19 protein-coding genes are annotated in these 17,100 nt (G+C 41.1%); 18 read left to right on the top strand and 1 reads right to left on the bottom strand.

Translation table 11 applies throughout. From position 1 onward, the window contains the following. The 16 genes from EGX73_RS14150 (at position 1) to EGX73_RS14075 (ending at position 13,096) form a co-directional block, all read left to right on the top strand. Positions 1-1,365: an acetyl-CoA carboxylase biotin carboxylase subunit gene (locus EGX73_RS14150; protein ID WP_003126352.1), complete on the top strand. Its 1,365-nt coding sequence runs from the start codon at positions 1-3 to the stop codon at positions 1,363-1,365. An 11-nt stretch (positions 1,366-1,376) separates the two neighbouring features. Further along, the gene (gene accD, locus EGX73_RS14145; RefSeq protein WP_003126353.1) at positions 1,377-2,246 is read left to right on the top strand and encodes an acetyl-CoA carboxylase, carboxyltransferase subunit beta; all 870 of its coding nucleotides are present in this window, start codon (positions 1,377-1,379) and stop codon (positions 2,244-2,246) included. Further along, positions 2,239-3,024, top strand: a complete 786-nt coding sequence (locus EGX73_RS14140) for an acetyl-CoA carboxylase carboxyl transferase subunit alpha (RefSeq protein WP_123867021.1) — start codon at positions 2,239-2,241, stop codon at positions 3,022-3,024. The genes accD and EGX73_RS14140 overlap by 8 nt, the downstream gene beginning before the upstream one ends. 200 nt (positions 3,025-3,224) lie before the next feature. Beyond that, the gene (locus tag EGX73_RS14135; RefSeq protein ID WP_029486744.1) at positions 3,225-4,064 is read left to right on the top strand and encodes a transporter substrate-binding domain-containing protein; all 840 of its coding nucleotides are present in this window, start codon (positions 3,225-3,227) and stop codon (positions 4,062-4,064) included. 17 nt (positions 4,065-4,081) lie between these two features. After that, positions 4,082-4,771 carry an amino acid ABC transporter permease gene (locus EGX73_RS14130; RefSeq protein WP_005471270.1) on the top strand — a complete coding sequence of 230 codons (690 nt, stop codon included), beginning with the start codon at positions 4,082-4,084 and terminating at the stop codon, positions 4,769-4,771. Positions 4,772-4,782: 11 nt separating this feature from the next. Next, positions 4,783-5,514: an amino acid ABC transporter ATP-binding protein gene (locus EGX73_RS14125; RefSeq protein ID WP_003126356.1), complete on the top strand. Its 732-nt coding sequence runs from the start codon at positions 4,783-4,785 to the stop codon at positions 5,512-5,514. A 422-nt stretch (positions 5,515-5,936) separates the two neighbouring features. After that, on the top strand, positions 5,937-6,461 hold the full coding sequence (locus tag EGX73_RS14120; RefSeq protein WP_003126357.1) for a YqeG family HAD IIIA-type phosphatase: 525 nt from the start codon (positions 5,937-5,939) through the stop codon (positions 6,459-6,461). Between the two features lie 2 nt (positions 6,462-6,463). Next, complete coding sequence (gene yqeH / locus EGX73_RS14115; protein ID WP_003126358.1) at positions 6,464-7,576, top strand: ribosome biogenesis GTPase YqeH; 1,113 nt, start codon at positions 6,464-6,466, stop codon at positions 7,574-7,576. Positions 7,577-7,592: 16 nt separating this feature from the next. After that, the gene (gene yhbY, locus EGX73_RS14110) at positions 7,593-7,904 is read left to right on the top strand and encodes a ribosome assembly RNA-binding protein YhbY (protein WP_003126359.1); all 312 of its coding nucleotides are present in this window, start codon (positions 7,593-7,595) and stop codon (positions 7,902-7,904) included. 12 nt (positions 7,905-7,916) lie between these two features. Continuing rightward, complete coding sequence (locus EGX73_RS14105; RefSeq protein ID WP_003126360.1) at positions 7,917-8,555, top strand: nicotinate-nucleotide adenylyltransferase; 639 nt, start codon at positions 7,917-7,919, stop codon at positions 8,553-8,555. Further along, positions 8,548-9,132, top strand: coding sequence for a bis(5'-nucleosyl)-tetraphosphatase (symmetrical) YqeK (gene yqeK, locus EGX73_RS14100; protein ID WP_003126361.1), 585 nt, complete (start codon positions 8,548-8,550; stop codon positions 9,130-9,132). The genes EGX73_RS14105 and yqeK overlap by 8 nt, the downstream gene beginning before the upstream one ends. 78 nt (positions 9,133-9,210) lie before the next feature. Then, positions 9,211-9,501 (top strand): ribosome silencing factor, encoded by a 291-nt coding sequence (gene rsfS, locus EGX73_RS14095; RefSeq protein ID WP_003126363.1) that lies wholly within the window; start codon positions 9,211-9,213, stop codon positions 9,499-9,501. Positions 9,502-9,503: 2 nt separating this feature from the next. Next, the gene (locus tag EGX73_RS14090) at positions 9,504-10,235 is read left to right on the top strand and encodes a class I SAM-dependent methyltransferase (protein ID WP_021149847.1); all 732 of its coding nucleotides are present in this window, start codon (positions 9,504-9,506) and stop codon (positions 10,233-10,235) included. Positions 10,236-10,304: 69 nt separating this feature from the next. Further along, positions 10,305-11,468, top strand: a complete 1,164-nt coding sequence (locus tag EGX73_RS14085) for a nucleotidyltransferase (protein WP_005471282.1) — start codon at positions 10,305-10,307, stop codon at positions 11,466-11,468. An 80-nt stretch (positions 11,469-11,548) separates the two neighbouring features. After that, positions 11,549-12,274 carry a YebC/PmpR family DNA-binding transcriptional regulator gene (locus tag EGX73_RS14080; protein WP_003126366.1) on the top strand — a complete coding sequence of 242 codons (726 nt, stop codon included), beginning with the start codon at positions 11,549-11,551 and terminating at the stop codon, positions 12,272-12,274. 162 nt (positions 12,275-12,436) lie between these two features. Beyond that, entirely contained in the window at positions 12,437-13,096 is a 660-nt protein-coding gene (locus EGX73_RS14075; RefSeq protein WP_003126367.1) for a hypothetical protein, read from the top strand. A gap of 153 nt (positions 13,097-13,249) precedes the next feature. Here EGX73_RS14075 and helD read toward each other — a convergent pair whose 3' ends face one another. After that, positions 13,250-15,514, bottom strand: coding sequence for an RNA polymerase recycling motor HelD (gene helD, locus EGX73_RS14070; protein WP_003126368.1), 2,265 nt, complete (start codon positions 15,512-15,514; stop codon positions 13,250-13,252). Positions 15,515-15,650: 136 nt separating this feature from the next. Between helD and EGX73_RS14065 the strand changes: the two genes are divergently transcribed. Beyond that, positions 15,651-16,514 carry an aminoglycoside 6-adenylyltransferase gene (locus EGX73_RS14065; RefSeq protein ID WP_005471287.1) on the top strand — a complete coding sequence of 288 codons (864 nt, stop codon included), beginning with the start codon at positions 15,651-15,653 and terminating at the stop codon, positions 16,512-16,514. A 125-nt stretch (positions 16,515-16,639) separates the two neighbouring features. After that, positions 16,640-16,816 (top strand): 2-hydroxymuconate tautomerase, encoded by a 177-nt coding sequence (locus EGX73_RS14060; RefSeq protein ID WP_005471289.1) that lies wholly within the window; start codon positions 16,640-16,642, stop codon positions 16,814-16,816. Positions 16,817-17,100: the final 284 nt, after the last annotated feature.

Below are 17,100 nucleotides of genomic sequence, written 5' to 3'. Positions count from 1 at the left end.
ATGTTTTCTAAAGTATTGATAGCTAACCGTGGTGAGATCGCTGTTCGCATTATACGTGCTTGCCGCGAACTTGGGATCCAAACGGTCGCAGTTTATTCAGAAGCAGATAAAGAAGCGTTACATGCAGAACTTGCCGATGAAGCCATTTGTATTGGCCCGGCGAAAGCAGCAGACTCTTATTTGAATGTGCAACAAATATTAAGCGCCGCGATCGTTACCAAAGCTGAAGCCATCCATCCCGGATTTGGTTTCTTATCAGAAAATAGCCGTTTTGCATCTATGTGTGAAGAATGCAATATTGTCTTTATTGGTCCTAAGAGTGAAACAATCGATGCAATGGGGAACAAAATCAATGCCCGACGGTTGATGATCGAAGCACAAGTGCCAGTGATCCCCGGCAGTCAAGGAGCGATTTCTGATGTGAAAGAAGCATTGACGATCGCTGAAGAAATTGGCTATCCAGTGATGCTTAAAGCAGCAGCAGGCGGTGGTGGTAAAGGCATACGTAAAGTATTGACAAAAGAAGAATTGCCGCAGCATTTTTCTTCCGCTCAGCAAGAAGCAAAAGCCGCTTTTGGTAATGATGAAATGTATATTGAGAAAATCGTGTATCCCGCAAGACATATCGAAGTCCAAGTTTTAGGAGATTCTTTTGGGAATATCATTCACTTGGGCGAGCGGGATTGTTCTTTACAACGGAACAATCAAAAAGTTTTGGAAGAATCGCCATCGGTCGTAATATCAGCTAGTAAACGTCAAGAACTAGGAGCTGCAGCAGTTCGCGCCGCTCAGGCTGTTGGCTATCGCAATGCTGGTACAATCGAATTTCTGATGGATGAAGCTGGCGAATTCTATTTCATGGAAATGAATACTCGCATCCAGGTCGAACATCCGATCACAGAAATGGTGACCAATATCGATCTCGTAAAAAAACAAATTGAGATTGCTAGCGGCGAACCGCTGGATATCAAACAAGAAGATGTCAAAATGCAAGGTGCTGCCATCGAGTGTCGTATCAATGCGGAAAATCCAGCCTTTAATTTTGCTCCTTCCCCTGGAAAAATTCACAATTTGTTTTTACCTGGAGGAGGTCTGGGCGTTCGTGTGGATAGTGCCATGTACTCTGGATATACGATTCCTCCTTACTATGATTCGATGATTGCAAAGGTCATCGTTCATGGAGAAAATCGATTTGAAGCATTGATGAAAATGCAGCGAGCTTTGGCTGAATTAGTGACTGAGGGTGTAGTGACGAATGCAGAATTCCAAATGGATCTGATCGGTCATCCAAAAGTGATTGCCGGAGACTACAACACAGCCTTTTTACAAGAGGAATTCTTGCCAAACTGGACGCCTGAACAATAGGAGGGAAGAGAATGGCTTTATTTAAAAAGAAGAATTACATTCGCATCAATCCTAATCGCGGCCAGGCTCCTGCCAATGAACCAACAGTGCCCGACAATCTTTGGGCGAAATGTCCCAGATGTAAACGGACCTTATATACAAAAGAAATGGGCGCAGAAAAAGTCTGTCCTCATTGCGGCTATAATTTCCGTATCAGTGCCTGGGAAAGAATCGCATTAACGATCGACGAAAAAAGCTTGGAAGAATGGGATACAGATGTGAAAACAGAAGATCCTCTCAACTTTCCTGATTATCTCGAAAAAATAGCTTCCGTACAGGAAAAAACTGGTCTCCATGAAGCCGTGTTAACTGGAGAAGCGACAATCAATCAGCAACCTGTGGCAATAGGAATCATGGATTCCAACTTTATTATGGGAAGTATGGGAACTGTCGTAGGTGAAAAAATCACTCGATTGTTTGAGCGAGCGCTTGCGAAGAACTTACCCGTTGTATTATTCACTGCTTCTGGTGGTGCACGGATGCAAGAAGGGATTTTTTCATTGATGCAGATGGCTAAAATCTCTGCAGCAGTGAAGCGTCATAGTGAAGCCGGTTTATTTTATTTGACAGTCTTGACAGATCCAACTACCGGAGGCGTAACAGCAAGTTTTGCAATGGAAGGAGATGTGATTCTCGCTGAACCGCAGGCATTGATTGGGTTTGCGGGGAGACGAGTGATCGAACAAACGATTCGACAAGAACTGCCAGAAGACTTCCAAAAAGCAGAGTTCTTGTTGGAACATGGTTTTGTCGATCAAATCGTTCCACGGACACAATTAAGGGAACGAATTTCCCAATTGCTTAAATTGCATACGACAAAGGGGTGGATGACAAATGATTGAAGCGGCACATGAGATCGTTGAGTTAGCCCGCAGCAAAGATCGTTTGACGGCACTTGATTACTTTGAACATGTTTTTAGCGATTTTCAGGAATTCCATGGGGATCGTCTCTATGCCGATGATGAAGCTGTTGTGGGCGGGGTCGCTGCCTTAGATGGGAAACCTGTGACAGTGATCGGTATCCAAAAAGGGCGGAACCTGCCAGAGAACCTTCGACGAAATTTTGGTGCTCCTCATCCAGAAGGTTACCGAAAAGCGTTGCGGCTAATGAAACAAGCGGAGAAATTTCAACGGCCTGTTATCACATTGATCAATACAGCAGGTGCCTATTGCGGCGTCGGCGCTGAAGAGCGTGGCGAAGGAGAAGCGATTGCGCGCAATCTCTTAGAAATGTCAGATTTAAAAGTACCAATCTTGGCAATCATTATTGGCGAAGGCGGCAGTGGTGGAGCTTTGGCATTGGCTTTAGGGGATGAAGTATGGATGATGGAACATTCTATCTATGCGATTTTATCCCCGGAAGGCTTTGCATCGATCCTCTGGAAAGATGGAAGCCGTGCGAAAGAAGCTGCCGGACTCATGAAAATAACAGCGCAAGAGTTGCACAAGCTTGGAGTGATCGAAAAAATGATTCCCGAGACCATCGACGGTGAACTGTTGTCGAAAGAGACAGTGATCGCGGAAATGCGATCGGCAATCACCAAAAAGATCGCTACTCTAGCACAAAAGAATATAGACCAACTCCTTGCTGAGCGCTATCAGCGTTTTCGCAAATTTTAATCATAAGTTTGATATCAATGTCGATTTTTGATCCGTCATTGATTTCAAGCTTTTTTATTTGTCCTTGTGAAATTTCTCTAATATAATAAACATCAGCAGATAGTTGTTTGAAATTCAATAACATTGTGGTATTATGTATATATTCTGAATAAAGATGGGAATATATGCATAATTATTTATTTTATAAGGGGAGAAAACAAATGAAGAAATTGATAAGTGGATTTATAACAGTTGCTGCTTTATTAACTTTAGCTGCATGTGGGAATGGTGGATCATCAAGCACTGATTCGTCAAAAAAAGGAGATCAAAATCAGCTAGAAGCTATCAAGTCTGCTGGTGTATTAAATGTAGCGACATCAGCTGATTTTGCACCTTTTGAGTTCCATGCTTTGATTGATGGCAAAGACCAAATCGTCGGCGCGGACATTGATCTGGTAAATGAAATCGCCAAAGAATTAGGCGTCAAAGTCAATGTAATGGATTTGGAGTTCAATGCTGTTCTAACTGCATTGAGCCAAGGAAAAGCGGATATTGCGGTTTCTGGGATCTCAGCAACTGATGAAAGAAAACAAACATTTGATTTTACTGACAACTACTTTACACCTGAACAAAAAATCGTGATCAAAAAGGACAATACGGATGCATTGTCTGCAATCGATGACTTTTCAGGAAAGAAGGTAGGCGCCCAAAAAGGATCGATCCAAGAGGCTGTGGTTCAAAACCAATTAGCTGACTCACAATTGGTTTCGATTGCGAAAGTGCCTAACTTGATCAATGAATTGAAACAAGGATCGATCGATGGGCTAGTACTTGAAAGTGCCGTTGCAGACTCATATGTTGCTCAAAATGATGATTTGGCAGTGGCTGACATTGCTTTGGAAGCTTCACCAGATGATTCTTATGCTATCGCTCTACCAAAAGGCAGCACAGAATTAAAAGATGAATTGAACCGTATTTTGAAAGAATTGAATGATAAAGGGACAATTAATGAATACGTTCAAAAGAATACAGACTTAGCCAACGAAAATGCGGCTGAATAGATCGGAGTAGTAAATTTATGGATTTTTCCTTCTTGTCGACTTATTATCCTTACTTTATCTCAGGGGTATTGATTACGATTGTCATCTCCATTATTACAGTGATCCTAGGCACCATCCTCGGAATCACCTTTGCATTGATGAAGTTATCAAAAGTAAAACCATTACGCTGGATCGCTAATACGTATATCGAAGTGTTACGGGGAACACCGATGCTGGTTCAGATATTGATTGCATTTGGGTTGTTGCAGGGGCTGTTCTCACTGCCGACGATTTCGTTTGGTGTGTTGAATCTTGACTTTGGACGACTATTTCCAGGGATTATCGCCCTTTCATTGAACTCAGGGGCTTACGTTGCTGAAATCGTTCGTGGTGGTATCAATGCAGTCGATTTTGGTCAATCAGAAGCAGCTGGTTCGCTAGGATTGCGTCCTGCACAAGCGATGCGGTATGTTATTTTACCTCAAGCTTTGCGTAATATCTTGCCTCCTCTAGGTAACGAGTTCATTGTTTTGATCAAAGACTCTTCTTTGTTATCCACTATCGGTATCTACGAATTGATGAATAGCGCACAAATTGTTGTGACAAGTTCGTATCAGCCATTAACTCCTTTATATGTTGCCGCTGTAATTTACTTTATTTTAACGTTTACCACCTCCCGCTTGTTGAATCTATGGGAGAAAAAACTCGGCAAAGGTTACCGGCGATAGGAGGAAAAAAGATGGATACAATGATCAAAGTAAAGAATTTACACAAAACATTTGGAACAAATCAGGTGCTTAAAGGTATCAATACTGAAATCAAAAAAGGTGAGGTCGTTGTTGTGATTGGACCTTCCGGATCGGGAAAGAGTACTTTTTTACGCTGCTTGAATTTGTTAGAAGAACCAACAAGCGGCAATATTTACTTTAAAGGGACGGACATTACTGACAAAAAAAATGATATTTATCAAATGCGGGAAAAATTAGGCATGGTTTTTCAAAACTTTAACCTCTTCCCCAATCTGACAGTAATGGATAATATTACATTGTCGCCAATCAAAGTAAAAAAAATGTCTAAAGAAGACGCTCGGAAAATCGGAGAGAAACTGTTGACTGACGTAGGGTTGCCGGATAAAGCAAAAGCTTATCCTCAAAGCTTATCCGGAGGACAAATGCAACGGATCGCTATTGCTCGCGCATTGGCGATGCAGCCAGAAGTGATGTTGTTTGACGAACCGACATCGGCGTTAGACCCGGAAATGGTCGGTGAGGTATTGAGTGTCATGCAGCGTTTGGCTCAAGAAGGGATGACGATGGTGATCGTTACCCATGAAATGGGATTTGCCAAAGAGGTTGGCGACCGCGTTCTTTTCATGGACCAAGGGGTCATTATGGAAGAGGGGACTCCTGCTCAAATATTTGATGCACCGCAAAATCCGCGGACAATCGATTTTCTGGCAAAAGTCTTATGATCTTTTTTAGACCATGAAGTTGGTTAGTATGATGTGCGTTCATATCGGTCAAGATGAAAAACAATGAATTGTCTGAACGATTCTTGAGGAAGGAAGCTGCAGAAGTAATCTGCATTGATTGCTCACTCCTCTGATCGTTCGGCTTTTTTATTTTTTAAAGAAAGTAGCAGTGGATGATCCGTTGCTTTTTTCAACTAGATGAAAATCTGTTGCTGAGAGTTGTAGCTCAGTCTAGTATTTCACACGATTCTATTGTATAATTACAGGTTGAAAGTAGCATTATAAGTAGGATGCCTTTAAATAATCATCAGTGACCCTGTGGGGACTGATTGACGACTTGTCAGCTGACAAGCTGTTTTTATCTAGACGTGTCAACAAATTGACTATTTTTGTCACATGAATAAAAGAATCAAGGAGAATCTATGTTTTCAAAATTTAAACCGACTTGGATGGTCGATGCCATCTATCAGATCACTCCCCATCAACTTAAGAAGCAAGGCATCAAAGCTGTTCTAACTGACCTTGATAATACCCTGATTGCTTGGAATGATCCTGACGGTAGTGAAGAGCTAAAAAATTGGTTGTTAGAAATGAAGAATGCGGGAATCCCGGTGATTGTCGTTTCAAACAATAATAGTGAACGGGTCGCACGGGCAGTGGCGCCCTTTGGTTTGCAATACGTCCATCGAGCATTGAAACCTTTTTCTCGTGGCATCAAGCAAGGATACCGCCAACTCGGCTTGCAAAAAGAAGATGTTGTGATGATCGGTGATCAAATCATGACCGACATTCAAGGTGCTAATCGAGCAGGGGTCCGTAGTATCTTAGTGAAGCCGATCATTAATACGGATTCATGGAAAACACAATTCAACCGTTTGCTGGAGCGAAGAATTATGAAGTATTTATTGAAACACAATCCAGAAATGAAATGGCGAGGTGGAATTTGATAATGAATGAAGAAATGATTCATTGTATTGGCTGTGGCGCGCTGATCCAGACAGAAAATCCAACAGAGCTTGGTTATACACCGCTCTCTGCATTAGAGAAAGGGTTAGAAACCGGAGAAGTCTATTGCCAACGCTGTTTCCGCTTGCGACATTACAATGAAATCCAAGATGTCTCGCTGACAGACGATGATTTTCTGCGTTTACTGAACGAACTCGGTCAAAAAGATGCATTAATCGTAAATGTAGTGGATATCTTTGATTTTAACGGTTCGTTGATTCCAGGACTTCATCGTTTTGTGGGAGACAATCCTGTGTTGCTAGTGGGCAATAAAGTGGATATCTTGCCAAAGTCATTGAAGAAATCAAAAATGACCCAATGGATGAGAGAGCGTGCCCATGAAGCAGGGCTGCGTCCAATCGATGTTTTATTGACAAGTGCAAAAAAAGCCGCCGAAATGACTGAATTGTTACAGGCGATCGATCATTATCGAGAAGGTCGAGATGTCTATGTGGTAGGTGTTACGAATGTTGGTAAGTCGACATTGATCAATCAAATCATCAAACAGACGGCTGGAGTCCAAGAATTGATTACTACTTCTCGTTTTCCAGGGACAACCCTTGATAAAATCGAAATTCCTCTCGACGACGGTCACTTTTTGATCGACACTCCAGGGATCATCCACCGACATCAGATGGCTCATTACCTTGGAAAGAAAGATTTAAAAATCGTGGCGCCGAATAAGGAAATTAAACCGAAAAGCTACCAATTGAATGCTGGCCAAACACTCTTTTTCGGAGGAGTGGCACGTTTTGACTTTATTCAAGGAGAGCGCAGCTCATTCATTGCTTATGTAGCAAATGATGTGGTGCTGCATCGCACGAAGTTAGAAAAAGCTGATGCTTTTTATCAAAAACATGTTGGTGGTCTTTTACAACCGCCTCGTCCTGATGAGTTAGCTGATTTTCCGGAGTTAGTTCGCTTTGAATTTTCGATCAAAGAAAAAACAGATATTGTTTTTGCAGGTTTAGGATGGATCACAGTCACAAAACCAGGAGTTGTTGCTGGTTGGGCACCCAAAGGCGTTGATGTGATCAAACGGAAAGCATTAATTTAAAGGAAGAAGGCAGAACATGGAATTACGAGGAAAACAAAAGCGGTTTTTACGCAGTGAAGCGCATCATTTAACACCGATTTTTCAGATTGGCAAAGGCGGGTTGAATGAGGCAATGATCAATCAAATCGAAGAAGCGCTAGAAAAAAGAGAATTGATCAAGGTATCTTTATTGCAAAATACCGACGAAGTGGCGGAGGACGCTGCTACAGCAATCAGTGAAGCGATTCAATGCGAGGTTGTTCAAATCATTGGACGCGTGATTGTGTTATTCAAACCATCTACAAAAGAAAAATATAAAAAAATCTCTGTAAACGTACGTTCATTATAGGAGTGATTTGACATGCAAGGAAATTCGTTTGGCAAAGTTCAGACCTTATATACAACAGAAGCGGCTTATCAAGCGCCTAAAAAACAAGTGGGCATACTGGGGGGGAATTTCAACCCCGTTCACTATACCCACTTGGTCATGGGTGAAGAAGTTGGGCAAGCTTTGGGCTTGGATAAAGTCTATTTTATGCCTGAGTATCTTCCGCCGCATGTCGATGAAAAAAAGACGATCCCGGCTGCTCACCGACTGGCAATGTTACAGTTAGCGATTGCGGATAATCCCCGATTTGCGATTGAAGACATTGAATTGAAACGTAAAGGGAAAAGCTATACTTTTGATACAATGAAGGAACTGACTGAAAAGAACCCTGATACAAGTTATTACTTTATTATTGGCGGCGACATGGTACAATACTTGCCGAAGTGGCATCGGATTGATGAATTGATGGAGTTGGTCACCTTCGTCGGGGTTCGTCGTCCTAGTTATCCCGTTGAAACACCCTATCCGATCATTTGGATCGATGTGCCTTTGATGGATATCAGCTCCACAATAATTCGTAAGAAAGTGCAACAAGGATGCTCGATTCGCTACTTATTGCCGGAAAATGTGTTAAACTATATTCAAGAAAAGGGGCTGTATCTGGATGAATAGCCAACAGTATACGCCTGCTGAACGCGAATTATTGATGCAGGAAGTACAAATGCATATGAGCCAAAAACGATTTCAGCATGTACTAGGTGTGGAAAAAACGGCTGTCGCATTGGCTGAAAAATTCGGTGCTTCACCGGAAAAAGCCAGTATCGCTGCGCTGACTCATGATTATGCCAAAGAGCGTCCAGATGAAGAATTCCAGCTTGTCATTCGGCGAGATGGTTTTGATCTGGAATTGCTCAATTGGAGCAATGCTATTTGGCATGGTATTGTGGGAGCCGATTTTGTTCAGCGAGAGTTAGGCATCGATGACGAAGAGATCCTACAAGCCATTCGTATCCATACGACTGGTGCTGCAGAAATGAGTTTGTTGGATAAGATCATTTACGTTGCCGATTATATCGAACCTGGTCGGTCATTTCCTGGTGTGAAAGAAGCCCGTGAATTAGCTATGATTGATCTTGACGCTGCAGTAGCTTACGAAACGAAACATACATTGCTTTATTTGATTGAAAAGGAAGCACCAATTTATCCCAAGACGATTGAAACATACAATCATTGGGTCGCAAACCATTAGGAGGGAATTACCATAGATAGCCAGAGAATTTTAGAAATTGCTGTTAAAGCAGCAGATTCAAAACATGCCGAAGATATTATGGCATTAGACGTTCGTGAAATTTCATTATTAGCCGATTACTTTGTGATTTGTTCAGGGAACAGTGACAGACAAATCAATGCCATCATTGATGAAGTTCTTGACAAAGAAGAAGAAAACCAAGTGGAGGTTCGCCGTGTTGAAGGAAAAGATGGTGGTAAATGGGTCTTGATTGATCTTGGTGATGTCATCGTTCACGTTTTCAACGCTTCAGAACGTGCGTTTTATAATTTAGAAAAATTATGGTCAGATGCACCGCTTGTTGATCTGAACGAATGGGTCGTGGCTTAATAATGGCCTACGAAACATTTGCTTTTGTCTATGACGAAGTAATGGATTCCAGTCTCTATCAAAAGTGGCTGGATTTTTCTTGCCGTCATTTAGGTGAAAAAAAACAAATTATGGAACTAGCCTGCGGAACAGGTGCATTAGCAGTAGAATTCGCAAAAGCGGGTTTTGATGTAACCGGCTTAGACCTTTCAGAAGAAATGTTGATGATCGCCAGTCAGCGGGCGGAACAAGAGGATACGCCCATCCAATTGGTAGAAGGGGACATGCTGGATCTGACAGATGTGGGAACCTACGAAGCGATCACTTGTTACTCTGACTCAATCTGTTATATGGAAGATGAACAAAGTGTCCAACAAGTTTTCGATGGGGTTTATAACAGCTTGCGTGACGACGGGGTATTTATGTTCGATGTACACTCAACGTACCAGATCGATGAAGTATTCCCTGATTACAGCTACCACTATCAAACAGATGAGTTTGCCTTTCTCTGGGAAAGTTACCAAGGAGAAGTTCCTCACAGCATTGAACATTTTTTGACTTTTTTTGTGCAAAATGAGGATGGAACTTTCCAACGAATGGATGAACTACACCGAGAACGCACCTATTCGCTTGAAAGTTATCAGCGGATGTTAGAAAATGCTGGCTTCTCTGAAATCGAAATGTATGCAGACTTTATTGATAGTCCGCCAAATGAAAAGAGCCGTCGTTGGTTCTTTGTCTGCCGCAAGCTTTGATTGTTTGCGGTTTTTTTTAGATTAAAAAGAACTTAAATTTTTTTGCTGATGGGAGAAAGGAGTGGAGAAATGCAAGCATGCGGTATTGTTGTAGAGTATAATCCTTTTCATAATGGCCATGAATTTCATGTCCAGCAAGCTAGAAAAGCATCTGGAGCGGATGTTGTTGTGGCGGTGATGAGTGGCAACTTTTTGCAGCGAGGAGAACCGGCAATCGTTGACAAATGGCAGCGTGCTCGAGCTGCACTCGAAAATGGCGTGGATCTAATTGTAGAATTACCGCCGGCTTGGTCAGTTCAATCAGCTGATTTCTTTGCAAAAGGAGCAATTAGAATTCTGCAATCATTGGATTGCTCCTTTTTATGTTTTGGAACGGACGCTCCCGAACCATTTGATTATGAAGCATTTGCGCATTTTGAGCGAAACAATCAAGAAGTCATCGACCAGTTTTTCCAAGAGAATGCTTCTGAGAACCAAACCTATACACAAAAAATGCATGCGGCTTTTGCAGCAGTCTATCCAGACTTTTTGGCAGAGGCTCATTTGCCTAATCACATATTGGGCATGCGCTATGCTCGTGAAACGTGTCAGTATCCATCACCAATGAAACTGTTGCCGATTTCAAGGAAACAAGCGGCCTATCACTCACAAGAATTGTCTGGTGGGATGATTGCCAGTGCGACGGCTATTCGCAAAGCTGTGAAGGCAGGTCAAGAGATTAAAGGGTACGTTCCTGAAAGTGTAAGAAATGATTTATTAGACCAAACGATTGATTGGGAGTTTTTTTGGCCATTGTTGCAGTACCAACTTATCGCAACCCCTCTTGAACAATTGCGAACCCGGTATCAAGTGACCGAAGGATTAGAATATCGGATCAAAGATTGTTTACACGCCACTTCTTTTGCGGAATTTATGGCACTTCTGAAAACAAAACGGTATACTAGAACTAGACTTCAGCGGTTGATGTGTTATCTATTGTTTCAAGCAACCAGTGAAGAAGTCCAACAAGCGCAAAAGAATACCGGGATTCGTATTTTGGGGTTTACAACAGCAGGTCAAACTTATTTAAAGCAAGTTAAAAAGAAGACAGACCTGCCGCTCATTTCTAAATTTGGCAAAAAGGAAAGCGAGCGTTTTGGGTATTCTTTACGGGTAGATCAAATCTATCAGTTGGCATCACCACAGATTGTAGAACAAAATTTTGGTCGTTCCCCTATTTTTCTAAAGAATTGAACTGAAATTACTTCACAGAACAGGAAATCACAAGTATAATGATTAAGGAATTTTGATTATAAAGAAAGCGAAGTGAAATTATGGGTCGTAAATGGGCAAATATCGTAGCAAAGAAAACTGCTAAGGATGCAAACAATAGCCGAGTTTATGCAAAATTTGGAATCGAAATCTACGCGGCAGCAAAATCAGGTGATCCTGATCCTCATGCGAACCAAAAATTGCGCTTTGTTATTGAACGTGCAAAAACATACAATGTACCAAAACACATCATTGACCGAGCAATTGAGAAAGCAAAAGGTTCAGGGGATGAACAATACTCCGAATTGCGTTATGAAGGGTTCGGACCAAATGGTTCAATGGTTATCGTCGATACATTGACGAATAATGTTAACCGTACAGCAGCAGACGTACGAGCAGCTTTTGGTAAAAATGGCGGAAACATGGGTGTTTCTGGCGCGGTTGCTTACATGTTTGATAATACGGCATTATTTGGTTTTTCTGGTACGGATGCAGATGACATCTTAGAATACTTGATGGAAAAAGACATCGACGTGCGCGATGTTCTTGAAGAAGATGGTCAAATCATCGTCCATGGAGAACCTAGTGATTTTCATGTGATTCAAGAAGCTTTAAAAGAAAAAGGAATTACTGAGTTTTCAATTGCTGAGATGCAGATGATTCCTCAAAATGAAGTCACTTTGACTGGAGAAGATCTTGAAAAATTTGAAAAAATGATCGATGCACTAGAAGACTTAGAAGATGTCCAAAACGTTTATCATAATGTAGCAGACAGCGAAGAAGAATAAAAGTAAGACATCCTTGAAAGTTTATCTGTGCTTTCGGGGGTGTTTTTTTACTTTCATTTTTATCGTTTTCAAAAAACAAAGGGGTATTTCTTTTGGTTTAATCGCTTTTTTTATGTTATTATTTAAGTAATTAGCAGTATGAGCAAGAAGGGAGCGGCAGAGTTGGAAGAAAAAATCGTTTTAGAGCCTTTTGATCGGATTTTAAGCGGATACGATAAATTAGCAGAAGTATCTGTCTCAGTTTCTGATTGTTCTGCACTGTGCCGCAAATACAAAAAATACGGTGTAGAGGGATACCGTTTGGGCGGCTTTCGTGGAGCTACCTATTTGAATCGTTACTTGAATGTGACGGTAGATCGTGCGCCTTTACTGATTTATAAACGGAATTTTTTGATCCCGCTGGTTTTTCGAGTATCGGAAGCGTCCCAACGCTTATTTTTGGACAATTATCGGATGGAAGGCTTTTTCTTGTTGTTAGAGTGGCTGCTGCATCATCGTCCAGAAAAAGCAATCATTGATTTTCAGAAAAGTAATCAAATTGATCCTGAAAGGGAATATGTGATCGACAGTTCTTATATTGCTTTTCGTTTAACAGAAATTCTAGATGGTTCCGGTTTTCCCCTCAGTCACTTTACAGATGTCGAACAATTTATGGAATGGAACCGGATCTATCGATTGATCGACAATGGCAGTATTGGAAAACATAGTAAAATCTTTGATCCTGACAATGAAGAAAATGTTTCAGAACTTCAGATGATTTTGACGATTGTCGCGATGAAATATCCAGAAACGAGACTCTTTATCGGTGAATTGAAGGGGTGATCGAACCCTGTAAAAAAATGACAAAACAAATACCGATCAAACAAGGCTTTTGTCGAGAAGAATATTGTTTGATTGATCATTTATCGCTAAGCAAAAACGAGAGCAAGGGATTGTCCGCTTGCTCTCGTTTTTTTGATGTATCAATCGCTTTCCTTAAAGCAATTGTAATGCGTAGGTTGCGGGATCAGCTTTCTCTAGCAATTGATTGGTGTTATTTTGCAAAACAATCAATTGGTGCATGGCACGGGTCGCCATGGTATAGAAGATCAATTGATCTTGCTCCGTCACAAAAGAAGTCCCATACGTCCATAAGAATACTTGATCAAATTCCAACCCTTTAGCTAAAAAGGCTGGAAAAATCATGATTTTACGTTTCATAAAATCTTCCTCTGAAGTAATTAATTGAACTTGATCCTGCATCTCTCCAGAGAGCTGGGCATAAAGCGCTCGGCAGTCGGCAGCTGTCTTACAGATGATAGCTGTGCGCCAGTGTGACTGTGATTTGGTTAATGCTTGCTGCAAGTAGTCCAGACCAACTGTTTCGTTCTCGGTTTGAATGACTTGAGGGAGAGCCCCTTCGCGTGCTGTCAATTCAACTTGATCGGAACCAGTTAAGAATTGGTTGGCAAAATCCGTGATTTCTTTCGTTGAACGATAGCTGGTTTTTAATTGATACCGAGTCACGCTGTCAGCAGGAAACAACTCTTCCAACGAACCAACGATCGTTTCATTACCGTAGACCTTTTGATTTAAATCACCACATAAAGTAATTCCGGCTTTAGGATATAATTGACGTAAGAGAGCCACTTGAGCAGGCGGAAAATCCTGCATCTCATCAATGAAAATAAACCGTGCTTTTTCATCCACATAGATTGGGTAAAGTTGTTTGATCAGCAAAAAGAATAGCACGGCATCTTCTTGGGTCAATTGGCGTTGCCGCAGACCTTCTCGCAGAAGTCGGAGATGTTGTTGCCAATCTTCATCACGGATCGCTTGATCGTCTAACAACGTCTTAGGAACTGCCTGTAAGAAATGTAAATACTGCTTGGTTTGGTTGATAAACTGGTATTGTTTGACACCACGAGTTAGTGAGCGGAATTTTTTCTTAACGATTTGCTGCCGGATTTGCTTACGCAATCGGCGTTCATTTTCTTCGGTGTACTCCTGATAAGGATCTTTGGCAAAATGTTGCTGCAACTGCTCTTCGGTTGCTTCTTTGACCCAATCTTTTTTGGCCTCATCTTTTTCAAGACCACCGATTTTTTTCAGTAATTTTGTTTGTAATAATTGACTCCGTTGATACAAAGGAAGCTCTTGATTTGTTTCTTGATACCAACGACGGATTTGTTCTTTCGTAATGTATGTCTGTCCTTGAATTTTTAAATCACGAAATAACGGACCGATCGCAGAAATCTTCTGTACGTATCGTTGAATCAATTTGACAAGTTTCAGACTGCTTTTGATCTTTTCAATCCGATCGTCTGCTCCTGATAAGAAAGTTTCTTCTAGCTGTGTTTCTTTTGTGATTTGGAAATTGGGCAGAGCTCTTTGGATGAAATGATGGAACGTACGTGTTGGCACTTCACTTTCCCCAAGAGAAGGCAAGACCATTGAAATATAATCAGAAAATAAATGATTGGGAGAGAAAAGCAAGACTTGTTCTTCATCCAGCCATTTGCGGTTGCGGTAAAGCAAGAACGCCACCCGTTGCAACAGTGCCGATGTTTTACCACTGCCGGCAATTCCTTCAATCAGCATGAACTTGCTAGTAGTATCACGAATGATCTGATTTTGTGCTTTTTGGATCGTTGAGACAATATTTTTCATTTGAGAAGAAGAGGCTTCGTCTAAAATCTCCAGCAAAAACTCATCATTGATGATTTCTGAAGTGTCCACCATAGACAAAATCTGGCCTTCTTGAATTTTGAATTGACGCTTCAGCAACAACTCAACTGTAAAGCGATCGGTTTCTGTTTCATAAAACGTTTCGCCTAATTCTCCTTCGTAATATAAATTTGCGATAGGTGCCCGCCAATCGATGACAATTGTTTCTTCTTGCTGATCCCTTAAAGAGGCGATCCCTAGATAAAGTGTTTCTTTTTCTTGTTCTTCTTGAAAATCAATTCGGGCAAAATAAGGATTGCTAGCCATTGTTTCCAATGTTTTGACCCTTTTCTCTTGAGATTCCGCTGTTCGATATTTTAACAGCAATTCTTGCTCGTGTTGCTGATATTCAACAACAGATTCGTAAAAAGCTTCGCTGTCACCACCACGAATCTTCTTTTCGGAAATCTCTTTTAACTGATCCTCCATTTTTGTAGCCAAGTCCGCTTTTTGCTGCGCTAAGACCATTTGTTCTCTTCGAATCAATGCGATCGTATCATCGACATGTAGTTGTTCTTTTTGACGTTCGTTCACAAGGAATCCTCCTTAAAAAAATTGCGACATAAAATTATAGCATATAATCTTTGCGAATGTCGTCTGAAAAATCGTTCTATGGTAAAATTTAAGTATGCTTTTGAGATCAATTGGATCAAAGAAAGGGAGGATAGCTGTGCGGAATGAAGCTGAAATGCTAGCAGTGATTTTACGAGTTGGTCAAAAAATAGGTGTCCAAGCAATCGCAATCTCTGGGTCCCGGCGAGAACCTAATGCAATAAGCGATCGGTTTCAAGATTATGATATCGTTTATATTGTTGACAATATGCAAGAACTAATAGCAGAACCTAGCTGGCTGGAAGAATTCGGACAGATCATGATCATGCAGACTCCAGAAAGTTCTGTGCTTTCGCAACCCTCTTTGGGAGGACGTTTTACATTCTTGATGCATTTTGAAGATGGCAATCGCATAGACTTGATGCTTTGCCCGGTTGAATTGATCCATTTGTTGCAAGCTGAACCCTTTCTTGAGCGTCTCTATGATCCAAAAGAACTTCTGCAGGGAATGACAGTTCCTAATGCCTCTATCTTTTGGATTAAACCACCGACAGAAAAAACGTTTCATGACAGTTGTAACGAATTTTGGTGGGTAGCGACTTATGTCGTCAAAGGGCTTGTCAGAAATCAGCTTTTCTATGCCGCCGACCATTTGTACCAAATTTGCTGGCAAGAGTTGCTTCGGCAATATGATTGGTATCTAGCGCATCAAGCAGACTATCGTCTCAGTACCGGAAAGAACCATAAATATCTTCAAAGTTATTTATCAGAAGAAGAGTATGAGCGGTTGACGGCACTTTGTTTTTCATCTGTTGAAACTTGCGGCGAATCCTTATGGAAAATCGTTCAACTATTTGATGAGATTGCTCGTTATGTAAGCAGACAACATCAATTTTTGTACCATGAAGAGGAAGCCAGTAAGGTGATGAAGTATGTTCAAAAATGGCATTCGAGAAAATGGCGTGAAGATCCAGCCAAATGAAATGGAAGAATCTTTAGATTGTCAGAAATGCTTATTCTTGATAAGGGACAGTCATTCGATAATAGAGCAGGTTATTGCAGAGCATAATTAAGAAGCGTATACTAATGAACAGAGGAGTGATGACTATGCCATTTATTCATGTAGAATTAGTAGAAGGCCGATCGCAAGAACAATTGACCAATATGATGAAAGAAATTACTGAAGCAGTCCACAAAAATACTGGGGCACCTAAAGAACATATTCATGTCATTATCAACGAAATGAAAAAAGGACAGTATGCAGTTAATGGTGATTGGAAATAATTTACTTGATTTTTTAAGCAGATAGTGGTTAAATGAAGCCATAATTGATTGATGAAAAAGACACCTGAATTTGAGAGTCTTCGATAAGAGAGGGAAATCACGGCTGAAAATTTCCTGGAAGAAAACCAATGGATGACCACTTTTTCAAACCTTTGTTGAAACAAAGGCGGTCGTACCGTTATCCCGTCAAAGAAATACAGCGTTGTTGTATTTGAAATTAGGTGGAACCACGAAATCTTCGTCCTAGTATCGTTATCTGATACTAGGACTTTTTTTGGTTCGAA

The sequence above is a fragment of the Enterococcus sp. FDAARGOS_553 genome (assembly GCF_003812305.1).
Taxonomy (GTDB): domain Bacteria; phylum Bacillota; class Bacilli; order Lactobacillales; family Enterococcaceae; genus Enterococcus_D; species Enterococcus_D gallinarum.
Note: the sequence above shows the minus strand (reverse complement) of the source record. Positions and strands in the feature narration are given on the sequence as shown.

Coding starts and splice junctions, on each gene's coding strand:
- EGX73_RS14150 (WP_003126352.1), top strand. CDS start 1: ATGTTTTCTAAAGTATTGATAGCTAACCGTGGTGAGATCGCTGTTCGC.
- accD (WP_003126353.1), top strand. CDS start 1,377: ATGGCTTTATTTAAAAAGAAGAATTACATTCGCATCAATCCTAATCGC.
- EGX73_RS14140 (WP_123867021.1), top strand. CDS start 2,239: ATGATTGAAGCGGCACATGAGATCGTTGAGTTAGCCCGCAGCAAAGAT.
- EGX73_RS14135 (WP_029486744.1), top strand. CDS start 3,225: ATGAAGAAATTGATAAGTGGATTTATAACAGTTGCTGCTTTATTAACT.
- EGX73_RS14130 (WP_005471270.1), top strand. CDS start 4,082: ATGGATTTTTCCTTCTTGTCGACTTATTATCCTTACTTTATCTCAGGG.
- EGX73_RS14125 (WP_003126356.1), top strand. CDS start 4,783: ATGGATACAATGATCAAAGTAAAGAATTTACACAAAACATTTGGAACA.
- EGX73_RS14120 (WP_003126357.1), top strand. CDS start 5,937: ATGTTTTCAAAATTTAAACCGACTTGGATGGTCGATGCCATCTATCAG.
- yqeH (WP_003126358.1), top strand. CDS start 6,464: ATGAATGAAGAAATGATTCATTGTATTGGCTGTGGCGCGCTGATCCAG.
- yhbY (WP_003126359.1), top strand. CDS start 7,593: ATGGAATTACGAGGAAAACAAAAGCGGTTTTTACGCAGTGAAGCGCAT.
- EGX73_RS14105 (WP_003126360.1), top strand. CDS start 7,917: ATGCAAGGAAATTCGTTTGGCAAAGTTCAGACCTTATATACAACAGAA.
- yqeK (WP_003126361.1), top strand. CDS start 8,548: ATGAATAGCCAACAGTATACGCCTGCTGAACGCGAATTATTGATGCAG.
- rsfS (WP_003126363.1), top strand. CDS start 9,211: ATGGCATTAGACGTTCGTGAAATTTCATTATTAGCCGATTACTTTGTG.
- EGX73_RS14090 (WP_021149847.1), top strand. CDS start 9,504: ATGGCCTACGAAACATTTGCTTTTGTCTATGACGAAGTAATGGATTCC.
- EGX73_RS14085 (WP_005471282.1), top strand. CDS start 10,305: ATGCAAGCATGCGGTATTGTTGTAGAGTATAATCCTTTTCATAATGGC.
- EGX73_RS14080 (WP_003126366.1), top strand. CDS start 11,549: ATGGGTCGTAAATGGGCAAATATCGTAGCAAAGAAAACTGCTAAGGAT.
- EGX73_RS14060 (WP_005471289.1), top strand. CDS start 16,640: ATGCCATTTATTCATGTAGAATTAGTAGAAGGCCGATCGCAAGAACAA.